The sequence below is a fragment of the Streptomyces sp. NPDC102514 genome (assembly GCF_055584525.1).
Genome location: NZ_JBVJLW010000015.1, coordinates 108,435 through 126,319, shown reverse-complemented (window position 1 = coordinate 126,319; position 17,885 = coordinate 108,435). Strand labels below are relative to the sequence as shown.

Sequence of the window (17,885 nt, the reverse complement as noted above, 5' to 3'; positions counted from 1 at the left end):
CTGCCTTCGCCCCCTCAGGGGCGCGGGGAACTGCGCAATCTTTTTGCTTTAGGGGGCGCGGGGAACGGCGCGGCCAGCCCCCACCGGACCCCCACCCGAAAACGCGAACCCCAGTGGAACGTCACGCGCTGATGCGGAACTCTTCCCCCAGCGCCCGGAAAACCCCCGTGTTCAACGCGAACGCCCGCCGGCACTCGGCAACAACCCGCTGCTTCTCCAGGTCATCCACGGGAAGCGCGTCAAGCAGTTCCCGATACCCCCGCTTGAACGCCGCAGGGTTCCCGATGTCCTCGAAGACATAGAACCGCACCCCGTCACCCTTGCGGTCGAACCCCCACGTCTTCTCCGCGGTCCCACGAATGATCTGCCCACCGGAGAGATCCCCGAGATACCGCGTGTAGTGATGCGCCACATACCCCCCGGTCCACGTACGCGCACACTCGGCGACCCGCTCCGCGTACTCCAGCGTCGCCGGCAGCGCGGTGACTCCGTCGCGCCACCCCGGCCCCCGCAGATGGGCGAGATCCCGCTCCAGCGAGGCGAGCCGCATCAGCTCGGGCTGGATGAACGGCCCCGCGACCGGGTCGTCGGAGAGATCCCGCGCACCCGACTCCAGCGCCTCGTACACGAACCACAGCTGTTCCGTGTAGCGCGCGTACGCCTCCACGCCCAGCCTGCCGCCGAGCAGATCGCTCATGAAGGTCGAGGTCTCCGCCTCCACGTGCTGCTCGTGGGACGCGGTGCGGATGAGCGTCGAGAACGGCGTACTCGACGATGTCATGAGGACCTCCGGGGCTGAACGGGGGAGACGGGAGCCGGACCAATCTTCTATGGTTAGGCTTACCTAAGTCAATGGGTTCCCGACGTCCTGTCGGTAAAAACGTACCCCGAATCTCCGTCACTTCCACATGAAAGAAAAGAACCGCCCGCTCTCGGTGAGCGGGCGGCTTGATGGCAGGGCGGCTACGGGAGCGTGAGAACCTCGGCCCCGCTGTCCGTGACGACCAGGGTGTGCTCGAACTGCGCGGTCCGCAGCCGGTCCTTGGTGACGACCGTCCAGCCGTCGTCCCACATGTCGTAGTCGTACGAGCCCAGCGTCAGCATCGGCTCGATCGTGAACGTCATCCCGGGCTGCATCACGGTCGTCGCGTGCGGGCTGTCGTAGTGCGGGACGATCAGCCCGGAGTGGAACGACGAGTTGATGCCGTGGCCGGTGAAGTCCCGGACGACCCCGTACCCGAACCGCTTCGCGTACGACTCGATGACCCGGCCGATGATGTTGATCTGGCGGCCGGGCCTGACCGCCTTGATGGCCCGCTCCAGCGACTCACGGGTCCGCTCGACCAGCAGCCGCGACTCCTCGGCCACGTCACCCACGAGATACGTGGCGTTGTTGTCGCCGTGCACGCCCCCGATGTACGCCGTCACGTCGAGGTTGATGATGTCGCCGTCCCGCAGGACGGTGGAGTCCGGGATGCCGTGGCAGATGACCTCGTTCACGGAGGTGCACAGGGACTTCGGGAAGCCGCGGTAGCCGAGCGTGGACGGGTAGGCGCCGTGGTCGCACATATAGGCGTGCGCGACCCGGTCCAGTTCGTCGGTGGTGACGCCGGGCGCGATGAGCTTCGCGGCCTCGGCCATGGCTTGCGCGGCGATCCGGCCGGCGACGCGCATCGCCTCGATCGTCTCGGGGGTCTGCACCTCCGGCCCGGTGTACGGGGTCGGTGCGGGCTTGCCGACGTACTCCGGGCGGCGGATGTTACCGGGCACGGAACGGATGGGGGACAGTTCCCCTGGGACGAGCAGCGACTGGCCAGACATGCCAGCGAGTCTAACCAGCGGAGATGGGGGAACATGTCGGTGGCGAGAGGAGCTGGTCATGGCGCTGTTCAAGAAGCGGACGGTCGGTAAACCGGGCGAGTGGTACTACTGCCTGGAACACAAGAAGGTGGAGGAGGGCCCGGAGTGCCCGGCGAAGGACCGCTTCGGTCCGTACGCGTCCCGCGAGGAGGCCCAGCGGGCGATGGACACGGCCCGTGAGCGCAACCTCGACTGGGAAACGGACCCCCGCTGGCACGACCCCGGTACACGCCCCCCAGCCGACAACTGACCGTATCTCCCCCACCCCGCTCCCCGCCCGTCAGGGGCGCGGGGAACGGCGCGAGCGACCCCCACGCACCCGCAGCCACGACCGCACGGCCCGCCCCCCCCCGGGCCCATCAGGGGGCGCGGGGAACGGCGCAATCTGTTGCCTTGGCCTTTCAGGGGCGCGGGGAACGGCGCAATCGTTTGCCTTTGCCTTTGAGGGGCGCGGGGAACTGCGCAGTCTTCTGGCTCTTCAGGGGCGCGGGGAACCGCGCGCTCACCCCCCACCGGCCCGCACCGACTTCATCCGCACCGCGTGCTCGTTCGTCCGCACGTCGTACGACATGAGCTTCGGCAGGCACACCGCCAACACCCCCACCGCGGCCACGCACATCGCACCCCCGGCCCACACGGACGCCCGCACGGAGAACACCGCGGCCATCCCACCCGCCCGCACCTGCCCCAGCTGCGGCCCGGCCGAGTACGACAGCAGCTCGATCCCCGCCAGCCGCCCCCGCAGCTCGTCGGGAATCGTCTGGTTCCACATCGCCGCCCGGAAGATCCCGCTGACCATGTCGAAGCAGCCGGCGAGCGTCAGGAACAGCAGCACCAGCCACACCTCGCGAACCGCCCCCGCGGCCACCATCGCGAGCCCCCAGCACGCCGCCGCGAACACCACCATCCGCCCGTGCCGATGGATCCGCGAGGTCCACCCGCTGGTCAGGCTCACCAGCAGCGACCCCGCCGGCAGCGCCGCGTACATCAGCCCGAGCGACCACTCGGCGTCCAGCTCGTCCGCGAGGAAGGGCAGCACGGCGAGCGGGAAGGCGAAGAACATCGCGGCCAGGTCGATCGCGTACGTACCGAGCAGTTCCTTGCGGCTCCACGCGTACCGGGCGCCCTCCGCGATCGATCTCAGCGACGGCTTCGCCGCCTCGTGCGCGGCGGGTGACGCGGCGAGCCCCACGGCCAGGAAGAGCGAGACGGCGAACGTGCCGAGGTCCGCGGCATAGGCCCAGCCGAGCCCCGCGTACGCCACGACGAGCCCCGCGACCGCGGGTCCGGCGACCCCGCCGACCGTCCAGCGCAGCGAGTTGAGCGCGGCGGCGGCCGGCAGGTGCTCGTGCCGGACGATGCGCGGGGTGAGCGCGTCGAGCGCGGGCCGCTGCACCGCGACGAGTGCGGAGGACAGCGCGGCGACGACGTACAGCGGCCACACCAGCGGCTCCGGCAGCAGCGCGTTGACCAGCAGGACGGCCGACAGGACCCCCTGCCCCGCCTCCGTCCACATGATCAGCTTCCGCTTGTCCAGGGCGTCGGCGAGGGCCCCGCCGTACAGCCCGAACACGATCAGCGGTACGAGTTCCACGGCACCGATCGCGCCGACGGCGACCGCGGAACCGGTCAGCTCCTTCATCTGCACCGGCAGCGCGACGAACGTCAGGAAGCTGCCGAAGTTGGTGATGAGCCCGGCCACCCACAGCCGCCGGAAGTCGGCGGAGGTCCGCCACGGCGCGAGATCGGGCAGCAGCGCCCGCAATCGCGTACCGGCCTTGGGTTCGGGTTTGCTCAGTTCCGTCACGACGGGACATGCTGCGGTCGCGACCCCGCCGCGTACAAACGCTTTTTCGACCGGGGCGGCCCCGTCGGGGCGGCCCCCGGCTCACCAGCGCGCGGGCGGCGGTGCCGTCAGCCGGTCCGCCAGCCGCGACAGGCGGTCGGTGAACCGCCGCCGGCCCCGGGGCGCGGGCAGTGAGTTCTCCCCGGTGGCCGCACTGACCAGGTGCTGAACGGTGTCCAGATCGAGCCCCGTGTCCGGGCCCGGTCCGGGCGGCACCGCCAGCGACTCGTGTGCCATCGCGTGCAGTTCGCGGTCGCCCGAGTCCAGCGCGAGGACCGTCGCCCCGGCCCGGCGCGCGTCGTGCACCCGTTCCAGGAGTGGAGCGCCGGGCGCGCCCGGCGCCACGACGAGCAGTGTCTCGCCGCGCCGGGCCGCCTCGATCCGGCCGAGCCCCACCGCCAGATGGGCGGGGTCCCCGGGCCGCGCCCCGTGCCGTACCAGCGTCGGCGCCAGCTCCGGCGTGCCCGACCAGGCGGCCTCGTCCACCAGATGGGCGGCGAGGTGCCAGGGTTCGTACTCCGCCGTCCCCACCAGCAGCAGCCCGCCCCCGTGCGGCAGCACGGACGACCGCAGTACCCCCGCGAACCGCCGTGTGGCGCCCGGCCACTCGGTCCCGGCGAGCACTTCGCGCAACAAGGCCACCCGTACGGCATCCATGGGGCCGCATCCTGCCGCAGCGGACTGCTCGTCAGACGGCGTTCACGGCGAATTCGCCCATCCTGGGCAGAGTGGCCCGTCCACCCGGCCGGCGAGGAGAGGTTCCCATGACCAGTACTGAGCCAAGCACCGAGCCGAGCGGTCAGGCCGGCAGCGAGACCGGCAGCCAGGTGTCCGTGCCGTTCCGGGCCGGTCAGGAGGGCTACGCGAGTTTCCGTATCCCGGCCGTCGTCGTCACCGGCGAGGGAACCCTGCTCGCCTTCTGCGAGGGCAGGGTCGGCTCCCGCGACGACTTCGGGCACATCGACATCGTCCTGAAGCGGTCCACGGACGGCGGACTGACCTGGGGACCGCTCCAGGTGGCCGCCTCGAACGGCGAGGCGCTGGCCGGGAACCCGGCCCCCGTCGTCCTCGACACCGGCAGGATCCTCCTCGTCCACGTCCGGAACGCCGCCCTCGCCACCGAGGACACCATCCGCCGGGGCAAGGTGAGCGCCGCCGACGGGCGCCGCGTCTGGGTCCGGCACAGCGACGACGACGGCCGCACCTGGTCCGGCCCGCGCGAGATCACCGGGCAGGCGAAGAAGGCGCCCTGGCGCTGGTACGCCACCACTCCCGGCCACGCCCTCCGGCTCACCACCGGCCGGGTCGTCGTCCCCGCCAACCACTCCCTCCCGCCGGCCGGCACGGACACCGGCACCGAGGGCAAGTACAACGGCGGGCACTGTCTGCTCAGCGACGACCACGGCGCGACCTGGCGCATCGGGTACGTCGACGACAACCCCGGCAACCACATCAACGCGAACGAGACCACCGCCGCCGAACTCCCCGACGGCCGCGTCTACTTCAACACCCGCAACGACTCCACCGCCCCCGGCACCCGCGCCGACGCGTACTCGCGGGACGGCGGCCGGACCCTGGTCAAGCCCTTCCGCCCGCAGGCAGGACTCGTCGGTCCCGTCGTCGAGGGCAGCCTGCTCCAGCTCCGCGCACCCGACGTGCTCCTCTACTCGGGCCCCGCCGACCCCGGCTTCCGCGCCCTGATGACGGTCCGCGCCAGCACCGACGACGGCGTCACCTGGCGCACGGCACACACCGTCGACGGACTGCCCGCCGCGTACTCCGATCTCGTGCGCGTCGACGACGACACGGTCGGACTCCTCTATGAGACGGGCGACTTCAGCGCGTACGAGACGATCACCTTCCGGCGGATCCCCGTGACGGCTCTCACGTGAGCGGCGCCGACCGGAACCACGCACGTAAAGTCGGCCCATGACCTCTACTGACAGTGCACAGAAGGCCCCCGCCAAGGACCCCTGGGACCTTCCCGACGTCTCCGGGCTCGTCGTCGGCGTGCTCGGCGGCACCGGTCCGCAGGGCAAGGGTCTCGCCTACCGGCTGGCCCGCGCCGGGCAGAAGGTGATCATCGGTTCGCGGGCCGCGGAGCGCGCGCAGGCCGCCGCCGACGAGCTCGGACACGGCGTCGAGGGCGCCGACAACGCCGAGACCGCCCGCCGCAGCGACATCGTGATCGTCGCCGTGCCGTGGGACGGACACGGCAAGACCCTGGAGTCGCTGCGGGAGGAACTGGCCGGCAAGCTCGTCGTCGACTGCGTGAACCCGCTCGGCTTCGACAAGAAGGGCGCGTACGCGCTGAAGCCCGAGGAGGGCAGCGCCGCCGAACAGGCCGCCGCGCTGCTCCCGGACTCCCGTGTCACCGCCGCCTTCCACCACCTGTCGGCCGTGCTGCTCCAGGACCCGGAGATCGAGGAGATCGACACCGACGTGATGGTGCTCGGCGAGGAGCGCGCCGACGTCGAGATCGTCCAGGCGCTGGCCGGCCGCATCCCGGGCATGCGCGGCATCTTCTCCGGGCGGCTGCGCAACGCCCACCAGGTCGAGTCGCTGGTCGCGAACCTCATCTCGGTGAACCGCCGGTACAAGGCCCACGCGGGCCTGCGCCTCACCGACCTGTAGGACCGCCGGGCCGCGGGACCGCGTACGGGCGCGTTCCGGACGTGGGGGACACTGGAGCCGAGCAGTGTCCCCCTCCGGAACCCGCGCGCTGTGGCGCCGGGCCCCGGAGTTCCCCGACAGGAGCAGACCCCATGTCCCGACTCGCCCTCTACGCCCTCGCCGTCTGCGTCCTCGCCACGACGGCGGCCGTCGTCTCCTTCGTCCAGGGCAGCTGGCTGGGGATCGTGTGGGTGCTGCTCGCGGGCCTGTCGTCCAACATGACCTGGTACTACCTGCGCCGGGACCGCATGCGCCGCAAGGCGCCCTCCGTCACCGGCTGACCGAGCAGTACTGGTCCGTCTCCGTCCAGAACCGGTAGAGGTTCTGCCCGCAGTACGTACGGATCTCGTCGATGCCCAGCGTCCGCAGCAGCGCGTCGATCGCGTCGAAGAACTGGTTGTTCACCTCCGGGATCCACAGGATCGCGAAGACGAAGAGCAGACCGAAGGGCGCGTACGGCTCCACCTGGCGGCGGATCTTGTGCGACAGCCAGGGCTCGATGACGCCGTAGCCGTCCAGGCCCGGGATCGGCAGGAAGTTCAGCAGCGCGGCCGTGACCTGGAGCAGCGCCAGGAACGCGAGGGCGAACTGGAAGTCGGCCGGTACGCCGTCCAGCGCGTCCAGCCAGAACGGGGCGGTGCAGACCACCGCGAACAGCACGTTCGTCAGCGGGCCCGCCGCCGAGATCAGGCTGTGCTTCCAGCGGCCCCGGATCCGGCTCCGCTCGATGAACACCGCGCCACCCGGCAGACCGATGCCGCCCATGATGACGAAGAGGACCGGCAGCACGATGCTGAGCAGCGCGTGCGTGTACTTCAGCGGGTTCAGGGTCAGATAGCCCTTCGCGCCGATCGAGATGTCGCCGCTGTGCAGGGCCGTGCGGGCGTGCGCGTACTCGTGCAGACAGAGCGAGACGATCCACGCCGCCGTCACGAACAGGAAGACGGCGACGCCGGGCTGCTCGGCGAAGCCCGTCCAGGTGGCCCAGCCGGTCACCGCCGCGACGGCCACGATCCCGAGGAACACGGGGCTGATGCGCCGGTCACTGTGCCGGCCGGTGGCGGTGGTCATGGGGTGGGGCTCCCTGGAATGTTCGAACGGGCTGGGCGTGCCGGGTAGACCGTACCGGTGGTGTGGGGGGAACGTCCTAGGGAGGGTCGGAGGTTCCTGCGGCCCTCCGCCCGCGTTCCCGGTCCTTTCTCGGCCACCCCCGGTTCATGCCGGTCCAAAATCCGGGGCGGACCAGGGGCGCAGACAGGGACAATGGTCTGCGTGCGCTATCGCATCCTCGGCACCACCCAGGCACTCCGTACCGACGGCACCCTCGTTCCGGTCGGCGGGGCGCGGCTGCGCGCCCTGCTGACGGTGCTCGCCCTGCGCCCCGGCCGGACCGTGTCCGTGGCCGTGCTGGTCGACGAGGTCTGGGGCGCGGACCCTCCGGCCGACGCCCCGGGCGCGCTCCAGGCCCTGGTGGGCCGGTTGCGCAGGGCGCTGGGCGCGGACGCGATCGGCTCCGACGAGGGCGGCTACCGGCTGCGCGCGGCGGCCGACGACGTCGACCTGCACCGGTTCGAACGGCTCGCGGGCGAGGGCTCACGCGCGCTGGCCGACGGCGACCCCGGCAAGGCGGCCGTCATCCTGGACGACGCCCTCGCCCTCTGGCAGGGCCCGGCCCTCACCGATCTCCCGGACCGTACGGCGGAGTCGTCGCGCTGGGAGGCCCGCCGGCTCGACGCCCGGCGCGCGCGTCTCGGGGCCGCCCTCGCCCTCGGCCACGCCGAGCAGTCCCTGCCCGACCTCACCGCCCTCTGCGACACCCACCCGCTGGACGAACCCCTCCAGGTGCTGCGCCTGCGGGCCCTGCGCGACGCGGGCCGCGCGGCGGAGGCCCTGGCCGCCTACGAGTCCGTACGCCGCCTGCTGGCCGACCGGCTGGGCACGGACCCGGGACCTGAACTGCGCTCCCTGCACACCGAGCTGCTGCAGGCCTCGTACAGCGGGGGTCCCGAGGCCGCCCCGGACCGTCGCGGCTCCGGTGCGACGCCGGACCGCCGGGACACCCGGGCCACCCCGCGCGAGCGGACCGTGTCGCTCGGGAACCTGCGGGCCCGGCTCACCTCCTTCGTCGGGCGGGACGGCGATCTGGCCACCATCCGCGGGGACCTCGCGGGGGCACGGCTCGTGACCCTGCTGGGGCCGGGCGGCGCCGGGAAGACCCGGCTGTCGCAGGAGGCGGCGGAGAGCGTCGCCCGGGACCTGCCCGACGGCGTGTGGCTGGCCGAACTCGCGCCCGTCGACGACCCGGACGCCGTCCCCGAGGCCGTGCTCACCGCGGTCGGCGCCCGGGAGACCGTGCTGCGCGGCGCCGGCGCCGAGGAGCTGCGGGCCGTCACCGACCGGCACGACGACCCGCTGGTCCGGCTCACCGAGCACTGCGCCAAACGCCGCATGCTGATCGTCCTCGACAACTGCGAACACGTCGTGGACGCCGCCGCCCGCCTCGTCGAGCAACTGCTCGAACGCTGCCCCGGACTGACCGTACTGGCCACGAGCCGCGAACCCCTCGGCGTACCGGGGGAGTTGCTGCGGCCCGTCGAGCCGCTGCCCGAGCCGTACGCGCTGAAGCTGCTCGCCGACCGGGGCGCCGCCGCCCGGCCCGGCTTCCGGATCGAGGACGATTCGGAGGCCGCCGCCGAGATCTGCCGGCGCCTGGACGGACTGCCGCTCGCCATCGAACTCGCCGCCGCCCGGCTGCGGATGCTCACCCCGCGCCAGATCGCCGACCGCCTCGACAACCGCTTCCGGCTGCTCACCTCGGGCAGCCGTACGGTCCTGCCGCGCCAGCAGACGTTGCGGGCCGTCGTCGACTGGTCCTGGGACCTCCTCGACGAGGACGAACGCGACGTACTGCGGCGGCTGTCCGTCTTCGCCGGCGGCTGCGACCTCGCCGCCGCCGAGGCGGTCTGCGGACCCGCCGCGCTGGAGGCGCTCGGCTCCCTCGTCGACAAGTCCCTCGTGGTGGCCGCCCCTTCGGGCGAGCACGCGGGGGAGGGGGCGGACGGGAGGGCGGGCTCGGGGCCGGGTGACGGGGAGATGCGCTACCGGCTCCTGGAGACCGTCGCCGAGTACGCCGGACAGCGGCTCGACGCGTCCGGCGAACGCCCCGCCACCGAGCGCGCCCACCTCACGTACTACCGCGAACTCGCCCGCACCACCGACCCGTTGCTGCGCGGCCCCGGCCAGCGCGCCGCCATCGAACTGTTCCAGCTCGAAAGCGAGAACACCCGCGCCGCACTGCAACGGGCCGTCGCCGCGCAGGACGAACAGGAGGCGCTCTGCCTCGTCCTGTCCCTCGCCTGGTACTGGCAGATCCGCGACCTGCGCATGATCACCCGCAACTGGACGCGCGAGGTCATGGCGATGGGCCCCGACCCCTTCGCACCGCCCACCGAACGAGCCGTCCCGCTGTACGAGTCCTGCATCGCCGAACCGCCGCCCATGAACCAGGACGTCCTCGTCGAGGCCAGGCGCGGCATCCACCTCCTCCATCTCGCCTGTATGGACCTGGAGCTGGACACCTGGCAGACACCGGAGGCGGAGGCCAAACTGCTCGCCGTCACCGAGGCCTACGAGCCGGGCCTGCCGCAGGTCTGCCGCAACCCCGGCTACCTCTGGTTCTTCGCCGTGCTGCTGACCGGCGACATGGACCGGCTGCGCCGGGTCATCGACGCGAGCGTGGAGACCTGCCGGGAACTCGGCACCCGCTGGGAGCTGGCCGTCGCCCTGCAGATGCGCGCCAACATGCTCGCCAACCGCGCCGACTGGGCGGGCGACGCGACCCGGGACGCCGACGAGTCGCTGGAGCTCTTCGTCGGCCTCGAAGACGCCTGGGGCGCCGCCGAGGCGCTCTCCGCGCGGGGCGAGGCCCATGAACGCAAGGGCGACTACCAACTCGCCGCGACGGACTACGAAACGGCCATCACCCACGCCGAACGCCTGGGCGCCCGCGCCCAGATGGCCATCCTCAGCACCCGTCTGGGCAGCGTGCTCATCGACGCGGGCGAGACCGGCCGGGGCGAGCGGCTGCTGCGCGAGGTCCTGGAACAGGGCGACGGCGCCCACAACGAGGCCATGCCCGGCGCCCGGCTCTTCCTCGCGATGTGGCTCGGCCGCACCGGCCGCGTCGCCGAGGCCCGTGCGCAGATGGAACGGCTGTGGGACGACTTCGGAGCCGTCAGGTTCGTGGTCTTCGACGGGTTCGTCATGGGCGTGGAGGCCTGGCTGGACTCGCAGGAGGGCCTGTACGACGAGGCGGTGGTGAAGGTGCGGGGAGCCCTGGAGCGGGCCAAGGACCCCCTGACCCAGATGATCGCGCCGCACATGTTCTCGGTGCATCTGGCGACCGCGTCCATCGCGCTCGCCGGGGCGGAGGGCGGCCGGCGCGCCGAGGACGCCGCCCGGTGCCTCGGCGCCGCCGACGAACTCCTGCCGCCCGGGCACTTCCGGGCCGTCGTGGAGCACGAGATCAGGGGACAGGCCGAGGCGGCGGCACGCCAGGTCCTCGACGACCAGGCGTACGACACCGCGTACGCGCAGGGCGGCGGCCTCTCCTTCGAGGAGGCCGCCGCCCTGGTCTGACAGAGGTCGTCAGGTCTTGGTGCGGTACTTGTGGATGGCGACCGGGGCCATCACCACGGTGATGACGAGCGACCAGAGCAGCGTGATCATGACGTCGTGGGCGACCGGCTGGCCGCCGTTCATCAGACCCCGGGCCGCGTCCGCGAGGGACGACAGCGGGTTGTAGTCGGTGAACGTCTGCAGCCAGCCCGGCATGGTGGACGGCGGCGAGAAGATCGAAGAACCGAACTGCAGGGGCATCAGCACGAGGAACCCCATTCCCTGGATGGCCTGGGCGTTCTTCATCACCACGCCCATGGTCAGAAAGATCCACATGATGGAGGAGCCGAAGACCAGGGCCAGACCGATGGCGGCGAACAGGCCGGGGACGTTCGACACGGACAGACCGAGCAGGAAGCCGACCCCGAGCAGGATCGCCGTGGCGAGCAGCAGCCGGCCGATCTCCACCGAGATCTTGGCGATCAGGACCGAGGCCCGGGAGATCGGCAGGGACCGGAAGCGGTCCATCACGCCGGTCTGGAAGTCCTGGTTGAAGCCGGTGCCCACACCCATCGCGATGTTCATGCCCATCATCGCCATGAGGCCCGGGACGACGTAGTTGACGTACTCGTCCTGGTTGCCCTTGCCGGCGATCGCGCCGCCGAAGACGAACACGAAGAGCAGCGTGAAGACGATCGGCATCAGGATGACGTCGAACATCGACTCCGGGTCCTGGCGGATCCACAGCACGTTGCGGCGGACCAGGGCGCTGATGTGGCGCAGATGGGCGCGTATGCCGACGTGCGGATCGTCGTCGGTGCCGAGCGCCGAGGGCGCCTCGATGACGGTGGCGGCGCTCATACGGCGGCCTCCTCGTAGGACTCGTGGGAACGGTCGGCCGGGGTGTCCCGCGGGTCGTCCGGATCGGTCGGTTCGGTGGCCCGGTGGCCGGTGAGGGAGAGGAACACCTCGTCCAGGCTGGGCAGTTCGGTGCTGAGGCCGGCCAGGGTGATGCCCCGGGCGGTGAGCGCGCCGACCACGGCGGTCAGCTGCTCGTCGCTGAGGATCGGGACGAGGACCGTGCCGGTGGTGATGTCCACCGTGGCACTGCCCGGGCCCGTGAGGCCGAAGTCGTCGAGGGCCCCGGCCGTGGGGCGCAGCTCCAGCGGGTCGGCCGGGCGGATGCGCAGGGTACGGCCGCCGACCTTCGCCTTCAGCTCGTCGATACCGCCGTTCGCGATGACCTTGCCGCGGTCGATGACCGTCAGCTCGTTCGCGAGCTGCTCGGCCTCCTCCATGTACTGGGTGGTGAGCAGGACGGTGACACCGTCCCCGACCATCCGCTTGACCTCGCCCCACACCTCTTTACGCGTACGGGGGTCCAGGCCGGTCGTCGGCTCGTCCAGGAACAGGACGGTCGGACTGCCGATCATGGACGCGGCGAGGTCGAGGCGGCGCCGCATACCGCCGGAGTACGTGCTCGCCGGGCGCTTGCCCGCGTCGGTGAGCGAGAACCGCTCCAGCAGTTCGTCCGCGCGGGTGCGGGCGTCCTTGCGGGTCAGGTCGAGGAGCCGGCCGATGAGGTAGAGGTTCTCGCGGCCGGAGAGCTTCTCGTCCACGGACGCGTACTGGCCGGTGAGGCCGATCACGCGGCGCAGGCGGCGGGGCTGGCGCACGACGTCGAAGCCGGCGACCGTGGCGCGGCCCGCGTCGGGTATGAGGAGGGTGGAGAGGATGCGTACGAGGGTCGTCTTGCCGGCGCCGTTCGGGCCGAGCACGCCGCGGACCGTGCCCTCGCGCACGTCCAGGTCCACGCCGTCCAGTGCTTTGGTCTCGCCGTAGTGCTTGACCAGTCCCCGCACGCTGACGGCGTCGGGGCGGGGTGTGCCGCCGTCCTGCCGGGGCTCGTTGTCGATTCGCGTCATGCCCCCCAAACTCCCACCCCCCACCGACAAACCACCGACAGCTCACCGACAGGCTCCGCCTGGGGGTGGGCCCAAAAGACTGCGCTAGGTACCTAGGGGCGCGGGGAACTGCGCAATGGGGGGCGAGGGGGCGCAGCCCCCATGCGGGGGCGGGTGGAGGGAAAACGGCAGCCCGCCGACGGGGGAAATCGGCGGGCTGCCTTCTTGCCGCAGTGGACCGTTGGGTCAGTGGACGGAGTGCTCCTCCTGAGGGAACGTTCCGCCAATGACATCGTCGGCGAACGCCTTCGCCGCATCCCCCATGACCTGCCGCAGATCCGCGTACTGCTTCACGAACCGCGGCATCTTCCCACCCGTGAGCCCGAGCATGTCGGTCCACACGAGAACCTGCGCGTCCGTCTCGGCCCCCGCCCCGATCCCGACGGTCGGAATGTGCAGCACGCGCGTGACCTCGGCGGCCAGCTCCGCCGGCACCAGCTCCAGTACGACGGCGAACGCCCCCGCGTCCTGCACGGCCTTGGCGTCACGCAGCAACTGCTGAGCCGCCTCCTCGCCCCGCCCCTGCACCCGGTACCCCATGGAGTTCACGGACTGCGGAGTGAGCCCGATGTGCGCCATCACGGGGATACCCGACTCCACGAGCAGCTTGATCTGTTCGTGCGAGCGCTCGCCGCCCTCCAGCTTCACGGCCCCGACCCCGGCCTCCTTCACCAGCCGCATGGCCGACCGCAGCGCCTGCACGGGTCCTTCCTGGTACGACCCGAACGGCAGGTCGCCCACGATGAGGGCGCGCGAGGTGCCCCGTACGACCGCGGCCGACAGCATGGCCATCTCGTCGAGGGTGACGGGCACGGTGGTCTCGTAGCCCAGGTGACAGTTGCCCGCGGAGTCGCCGACGAGCATGACCGGGATGCCGGCCTCGTCGAAGACGGACGCGGTCATCGCGTCGTACGCGGTGAGCATCGGCCACTTCTCGCCGCGCTCCTTGGCCACCGTGATGTCGCGGACAGTGATACGGCGTGTGCCCTTGCCTCCGTACAGCGCCCGGTTGCTGCTGTCGGTGGTGTTCTGGGCAGCCGAAAACTGCGTCATTGCAACGGCTCCTTCTGTCATCTCGAAGCGCCCTGACGGCGTCCCCGGATCCCCTCCATGGTGGCACCTCGTGCCACAGAACGGCTAGGGGGGCCGCAGTGGCCCTCGTCTCCGCCTCCACCGGGCCCCAAGCGCGCCTCCAGAGCTCGTAAGGTCTCGGTAAAGGAATCCGATACGAGACGGTCTCGTATCGAATCCCCTCTAGCCTTTTCAGCATGACAACTCCTGCCGACACCGCGCCCCGGATACCGGAGGCCGTGCACCGACGACGCTGGGCGATCCTCGGCGTGCTGATGCTGAGCCTGCTGATCGTCGTTCTCGACAACTCGATCCTGAACGTCGCGATCAAGACCATCTCGACGCCCGCCCCGACCGGTCTGGGAGCCACCCAGAGCGAGCTGGAATGGGCGATCAACTCGTACACCCTCGTCTTCGCGGGCCTGCTCTTCTCCGCGGGTCTCCTCGGTGACCGGCTCGGGCGCAAGAAGGTGCTGCTCGGCGGCCTCCTCGTCTTCGGCATCGGCTCGGCGCTCGCCGCCTCCTCGGGCTCCCCGGTCGAGCTCATCTCGTTCCGCGCGGTGATGGGCCTCGGCGCCGCCTTCGTGATGCCGGCCACCCTCGCCGTCCTGATGAACGTCTTCGAGCGCGACGAGCAGCCGAAGGCCATCGGCATCTGGGCGGGCGGTGTCGGCCTCGCCATCGCCATCGGCCCGATCACCGGAGGGGTCCTGCTCGACCACTTCTGGTGGGGTTCCGTCTTCCTGATCAACGTACCGATCGTGATCGTGGCGATCGGCCTGATGATCTGGCTCGTCCCCGACTCGCGCGACCCGAAGCCCGGCCGTATCGACCCGGTGGGCGTGGTGCTGTCCGTCATCGGCCTCGTCCTGCTGGTGTACGGCATCATCAAGGGCGGTCAGCTCGCCGACTTCACGGACGCCAAGGTCCTCGCGACCATCGGCGCCGGACTCGTCGTACTCGTCGGCTTCGTCGTGCACGAGAAGCGCAGCGACCATCCGTCGATCGACATCGACTACTTCAAGAACAAGGTCTTCTCCGCGGCCATCGCCGCCATAGCGCTGGTGTTCTTCGCGCTGATGGGCGTGACCTTCTTCTCCGTCTTCTACACCCAGAGCGTGCGCGGTTACTCGCCCCTGCAGACCGGTCTGCTGATGCTGCCGCTGGCCGTCGCGCAGCTCATCTTCGCGCCGCGCGCCCGGCTGGTCGTGGACCGTTTCGGCAACCGGGCCACCACGACCGCGGGCATGCTCACCATCGCCGCGATGCTGGGCGCGTTCGCCGTGCTGGAGGCGGACACGCCGATCTGGATCCTGGAGGTCGTCTTCTTCCTGATGGGTGCGGGCATGGCGCACATCATGACGCCGACCAGCGTCGTGATCATGCAGGCGCTGCCCCGCGAGAAGGCGGGCTCCGCCTCCGCGCTCAGCAACACCTTCCGCCAGGTCGGCGGCGCTCTGGGTATCGCCGTACTCGGCTCGGTCCTCTCCGCGGCGTACCGCTCGGGCATCGAGGACAAGCTGCCCGAGGCCGCCCGGCACGAGGCGGGCGAGTCCATCGAGGCGACCCTCGGTTTCGCCGCGAAGCTCGGCCCCAAGGGCGACGCCCTGATCGGCCCGGCCAACGACGCCTTCCTCCACGCGATGCACGTGACGGCCCTGTGCGGCGCGGGCGTGGCGGTGGTGGGCGCACTGGTCGTCTACCTGTTCCTCCCGGGCCGCACCCCGACAAAGACAGAAAAGGAAACGGACCTGGTGAGCGCCGATCACTGAAGCGCCCTGAAGGGGCGCGGGGAACGGCGCGCCCGGCCGCGACGCACCCGCACCCAGGCCACAACCCCCCCCGTCTGACAGGGACAATCGACCCGAACGGTGAAGGGCGGGCGGCCACACGACGGCCCGGCGTCAAGGACAGCAACACCCAACAGAGCGGAGCGATCACGTGGGCGGCGTGGAGCAAGGGCCGGGCGGAGCCGGACGGACCGGCGGCGGCCCCGCCAGAGGCCGCCCCCGCAGCGAGGCGGTGGAACGCTCGATCATCGAGGGCGTCATGCGCCTCCTGGAGGAAGGCGTCCCGCTCGCGGAGATCTCCATAGAGCGCGTAGCCCGCATCGCAGGCGTCGGCAAGGCCACCATCTACCGGCGCTGGAGCGGCCGCGAGGAACTCTTCTGCGACGTGATGCGCACCGCCGAACCGCCCGACCCCGGGCTGCCCGGCACGTCCATGCGCGACGACCTGATCGTCATACTCGAATCGCTGCGGCACCGCGGTCTGGCCTCGCGTTCGTCGGCGATCATGCACAACGTCTACGCGCAGATGAAGAGCAGCCCCAAGCTGTGGAAGGTCTACCACGCGGCCGTCATCGAACCGCGCCGCCTGATGACGCTCGACGTCCTGCGGCGCGGCCAGGCGAACGGCGAGTTCCGCGCGGACGTCGACGTCGAACTGGCCAACGACCTCTTCGTGGGCCCCATGCTCGTCCGCGCGGTCATCCGTCCGGACGCGGGCCTGGAGGAGGGACTGTCCGAACGGATCGTCGACACGGTCCTGGCGGGGCTGGGCCCCGCCGCCCGCTGAGACTGTGAGTTCCGCCCCCTGGACGCCGGTCGGTCCAATGTGCGCGTTCCGTCACAGACCACCCCACCTGGACCGCCGCCGGAACTCGCCGTGCCCCCTCGGTCGTCCTTGTGCCCGTACGGCCGCCGTGCGGCGGCGGGAACGATCGCGATCATCCCCTAGGGTCTTAGGGCGCGGGGATGATGTGAACGGCAGTTGGTGAGGCGACGGTATGGCGCAGGCGTACATGACGGAGACGGGCAGCGGCGGCCAGGGACCCGACCGCAGAGGCCCCCGGCTCCGCCGCCTGCTGACGTCGCTCCGTACCGACCGGGGCATCTGGCGGCGGGGGATCGTCCTGGCCGCGTTCGCCCTCGTACTCGCCCTGGTGATGGCGCTGCACGCGCAGATCCCGAACCGGATCGGCAACCTCGGCAGCCTCCTGGAGACCTTTCTGCCCTGGCTGGGCCTGGCGATCCCGGTGCTGCTCGTCCTCGCGCTGTTCCGTAAGTCCGCGACCGCGCTGATCGCCGTGCTCCTGCCCGCCATCATCTGGGTCAACCTCTTCGGCGGGCTCCTCGTCGACCGGACGGGCTCCGGCGGCGACCTCACCGTCGCCACGCACAACGTCAACGCGGACAACCCGGACCCGGAGGGCACGGCCCTCGACGTGGCCGCCTCCGGCGCGGACGTGGTGGCCCTGGAGGAGCTGACGACCTCGGCGGTCCCGGTCTACGAGAAGGCGCTCGCCTCGACGTACAAGTACCACTCCGTGCAGGGCACGGTCGGCCTGTGGAGCAAGTACCCGCTGAGCGGGGCCGCCCCCGTCGACATCAAACTCGGCTGGACCCGCGCGATGCGGGCGACCGTCACCGCGCCCGAGGGGCGGCTCGCGGTGTACGTGGCGCACCTGCCCTCCGTGCGGGTGAAGATGGAGGCCGGTTTCACCGCGCGGCAGCGCGACAAGAGCGCCGACGCGCTCGGTGAGGCCATCGCCGACGAGAAGCTGCCGGACATCGCCCTCCTCGGCGACCTGAACGGCACGATGAACGACCGTGCGCTGAACGGCGTCACCTCGCAGATGCGCTCCGCGCAGGGCGCGGCGGGCAGCGGCTTCGGGTTCAGCTGGCCGGCGTCGTTCCCGATGGCGCGGATCGACCAGATCATGGTCAAGGGCGTCGAGCCGGTCACCTCGTGGACCCTCCCGGAGACGGGCAGCGACCATCTCCCGATCGCCGCCCGCGTGAAGCTCTCGGCAACCGGCTCGTAAGAGCTTGTGTCACAGGCTCTTACCTCTG

General features: G+C 71.1%; 16 protein-coding genes. 8 read left to right on the top strand and 8 right to left on the bottom strand.

From position 1 onward, the window contains the following. Positions 1-121: 121 nt before the first annotated feature. Together ACZ60E_RS32705 and map are read right to left on the bottom strand one after the other, a co-directional pair. Positions 122-781: a biliverdin-producing heme oxygenase gene (locus ACZ60E_RS32705; RefSeq protein ID WP_469445092.1), complete on the bottom strand. Its 660-nt coding sequence runs from the start codon at positions 779-781 to the stop codon at positions 122-124. Between the two features lie 182 nt (positions 782-963). Further along, a complete protein-coding gene (gene map / locus ACZ60E_RS32700; RefSeq protein WP_384814123.1) occupies positions 964-1,821 on the bottom strand; it encodes a type I methionyl aminopeptidase in 858 nt (285 codons plus the stop codon). A gap of 58 nt (positions 1,822-1,879) precedes the next feature. On the opposite strand from map, the gene ACZ60E_RS32695 reads away from it, so the two are divergent. Further along, positions 1,880-2,110 carry a hypothetical protein gene (locus ACZ60E_RS32695; RefSeq protein ID WP_384814125.1) on the top strand — a complete coding sequence of 77 codons (231 nt, stop codon included), beginning with the start codon at positions 1,880-1,882 and terminating at the stop codon, positions 2,108-2,110. A 252-nt stretch (positions 2,111-2,362) separates the two neighbouring features. On the opposite strand, the gene ACZ60E_RS32690 is transcribed toward ACZ60E_RS32695, so the two are convergent. Further along, positions 2,363-3,667 carry an MFS transporter gene (locus ACZ60E_RS32690; protein ID WP_469445089.1) on the bottom strand — a complete coding sequence of 435 codons (1,305 nt, stop codon included), beginning with the start codon at positions 3,665-3,667 and terminating at the stop codon, positions 2,363-2,365. A gap of 81 nt (positions 3,668-3,748) precedes the next feature. Beyond that, complete coding sequence (locus ACZ60E_RS32685) at positions 3,749-4,363, bottom strand: hypothetical protein (protein WP_384814131.1); 615 nt, start codon at positions 4,361-4,363, stop codon at positions 3,749-3,751. A 107-nt stretch (positions 4,364-4,470) separates the two neighbouring features. Here ACZ60E_RS32685 and ACZ60E_RS32680 point away from each other — a divergent pair, with 107 nt between their 5' ends. The 3 genes from ACZ60E_RS32680 (at position 4,471) to ACZ60E_RS32670 (ending at position 6,660) form a co-directional block, all read left to right on the top strand. Next, on the top strand, positions 4,471-5,598 hold the full coding sequence (locus ACZ60E_RS32680; RefSeq protein ID WP_469445087.1) for a sialidase family protein: 1,128 nt from the start codon (positions 4,471-4,473) through the stop codon (positions 5,596-5,598). A gap of 37 nt (positions 5,599-5,635) precedes the next feature. Then, entirely contained in the window at positions 5,636-6,340 is a 705-nt protein-coding gene (npdG, locus tag ACZ60E_RS32675; RefSeq protein WP_328496716.1) for an NADPH-dependent F420 reductase, read from the top strand. Between the two features lie 131 nt (positions 6,341-6,471). Further along, positions 6,472-6,660: a hypothetical protein gene (locus tag ACZ60E_RS32670; RefSeq protein WP_453795573.1), complete on the top strand. Its 189-nt coding sequence runs from the start codon at positions 6,472-6,474 to the stop codon at positions 6,658-6,660. On the opposite strand, the gene ACZ60E_RS32665 is transcribed toward ACZ60E_RS32670, so the two are convergent. After that, positions 6,650-7,450, bottom strand: a complete 801-nt coding sequence (locus tag ACZ60E_RS32665) for a site-2 protease family protein (protein ID WP_384814140.1) — start codon at positions 7,448-7,450, stop codon at positions 6,650-6,652. The two genes, ACZ60E_RS32670 and ACZ60E_RS32665, sit on opposite strands and share 11 nt — an antisense overlap. Before the next feature lie 192 nt (positions 7,451-7,642). Here ACZ60E_RS32665 and ACZ60E_RS32660 point away from each other — a divergent pair, with 192 nt between their 5' ends. Beyond that, positions 7,643-11,017, top strand: coding sequence for an AfsR/SARP family transcriptional regulator (locus ACZ60E_RS32660; RefSeq protein ID WP_469445085.1), 3,375 nt, complete (start codon positions 7,643-7,645; stop codon positions 11,015-11,017). A gap of 9 nt (positions 11,018-11,026) precedes the next feature. Here the strand turns inward: ACZ60E_RS32660 and ACZ60E_RS32655 are convergent, their stop codons facing one another. From ACZ60E_RS32655 to panB, 3 genes are all read right to left on the bottom strand, one after another. Continuing rightward, the gene (locus tag ACZ60E_RS32655; RefSeq protein ID WP_385837567.1) at positions 11,027-11,857 is read right to left on the bottom strand and encodes an ABC transporter permease; all 831 of its coding nucleotides are present in this window, start codon (positions 11,855-11,857) and stop codon (positions 11,027-11,029) included. Further along, positions 11,854-12,921: an ATP-binding cassette domain-containing protein gene (locus tag ACZ60E_RS32650; RefSeq protein ID WP_453795575.1), complete on the bottom strand. Its 1,068-nt coding sequence runs from the start codon at positions 12,919-12,921 to the stop codon at positions 11,854-11,856. Before ACZ60E_RS32650 ends, ACZ60E_RS32655 begins: the two co-directional genes overlap by 4 nt. 225 nt (positions 12,922-13,146) lie before the next feature. Continuing rightward, positions 13,147-14,013, bottom strand: coding sequence for a 3-methyl-2-oxobutanoate hydroxymethyltransferase (panB, locus tag ACZ60E_RS32645; protein WP_384814151.1), 867 nt, complete (start codon positions 14,011-14,013; stop codon positions 13,147-13,149). Positions 14,014-14,228: 215 nt separating this feature from the next. Here panB and ACZ60E_RS32640 point away from each other — a divergent pair, with 215 nt between their 5' ends. From ACZ60E_RS32640 to ACZ60E_RS32630, 3 genes are all read left to right on the top strand, one after another. Beyond that, the gene (locus ACZ60E_RS32640; RefSeq protein ID WP_469445082.1) at positions 14,229-15,803 is read left to right on the top strand and encodes an MFS transporter; all 1,575 of its coding nucleotides are present in this window, start codon (positions 14,229-14,231) and stop codon (positions 15,801-15,803) included. A gap of 178 nt (positions 15,804-15,981) precedes the next feature. Continuing rightward, positions 15,982-16,608, top strand: coding sequence for a TetR/AcrR family transcriptional regulator (locus ACZ60E_RS32635; protein ID WP_384814157.1), 627 nt, complete (start codon positions 15,982-15,984; stop codon positions 16,606-16,608). A gap of 211 nt (positions 16,609-16,819) precedes the next feature. After that, positions 16,820-17,857, top strand: coding sequence for an endonuclease/exonuclease/phosphatase family protein (locus ACZ60E_RS32630; RefSeq protein WP_384814160.1), 1,038 nt, complete (start codon positions 16,820-16,822; stop codon positions 17,855-17,857). The last annotated feature ends 28 nt before the right edge of the window (positions 17,858-17,885 follow it).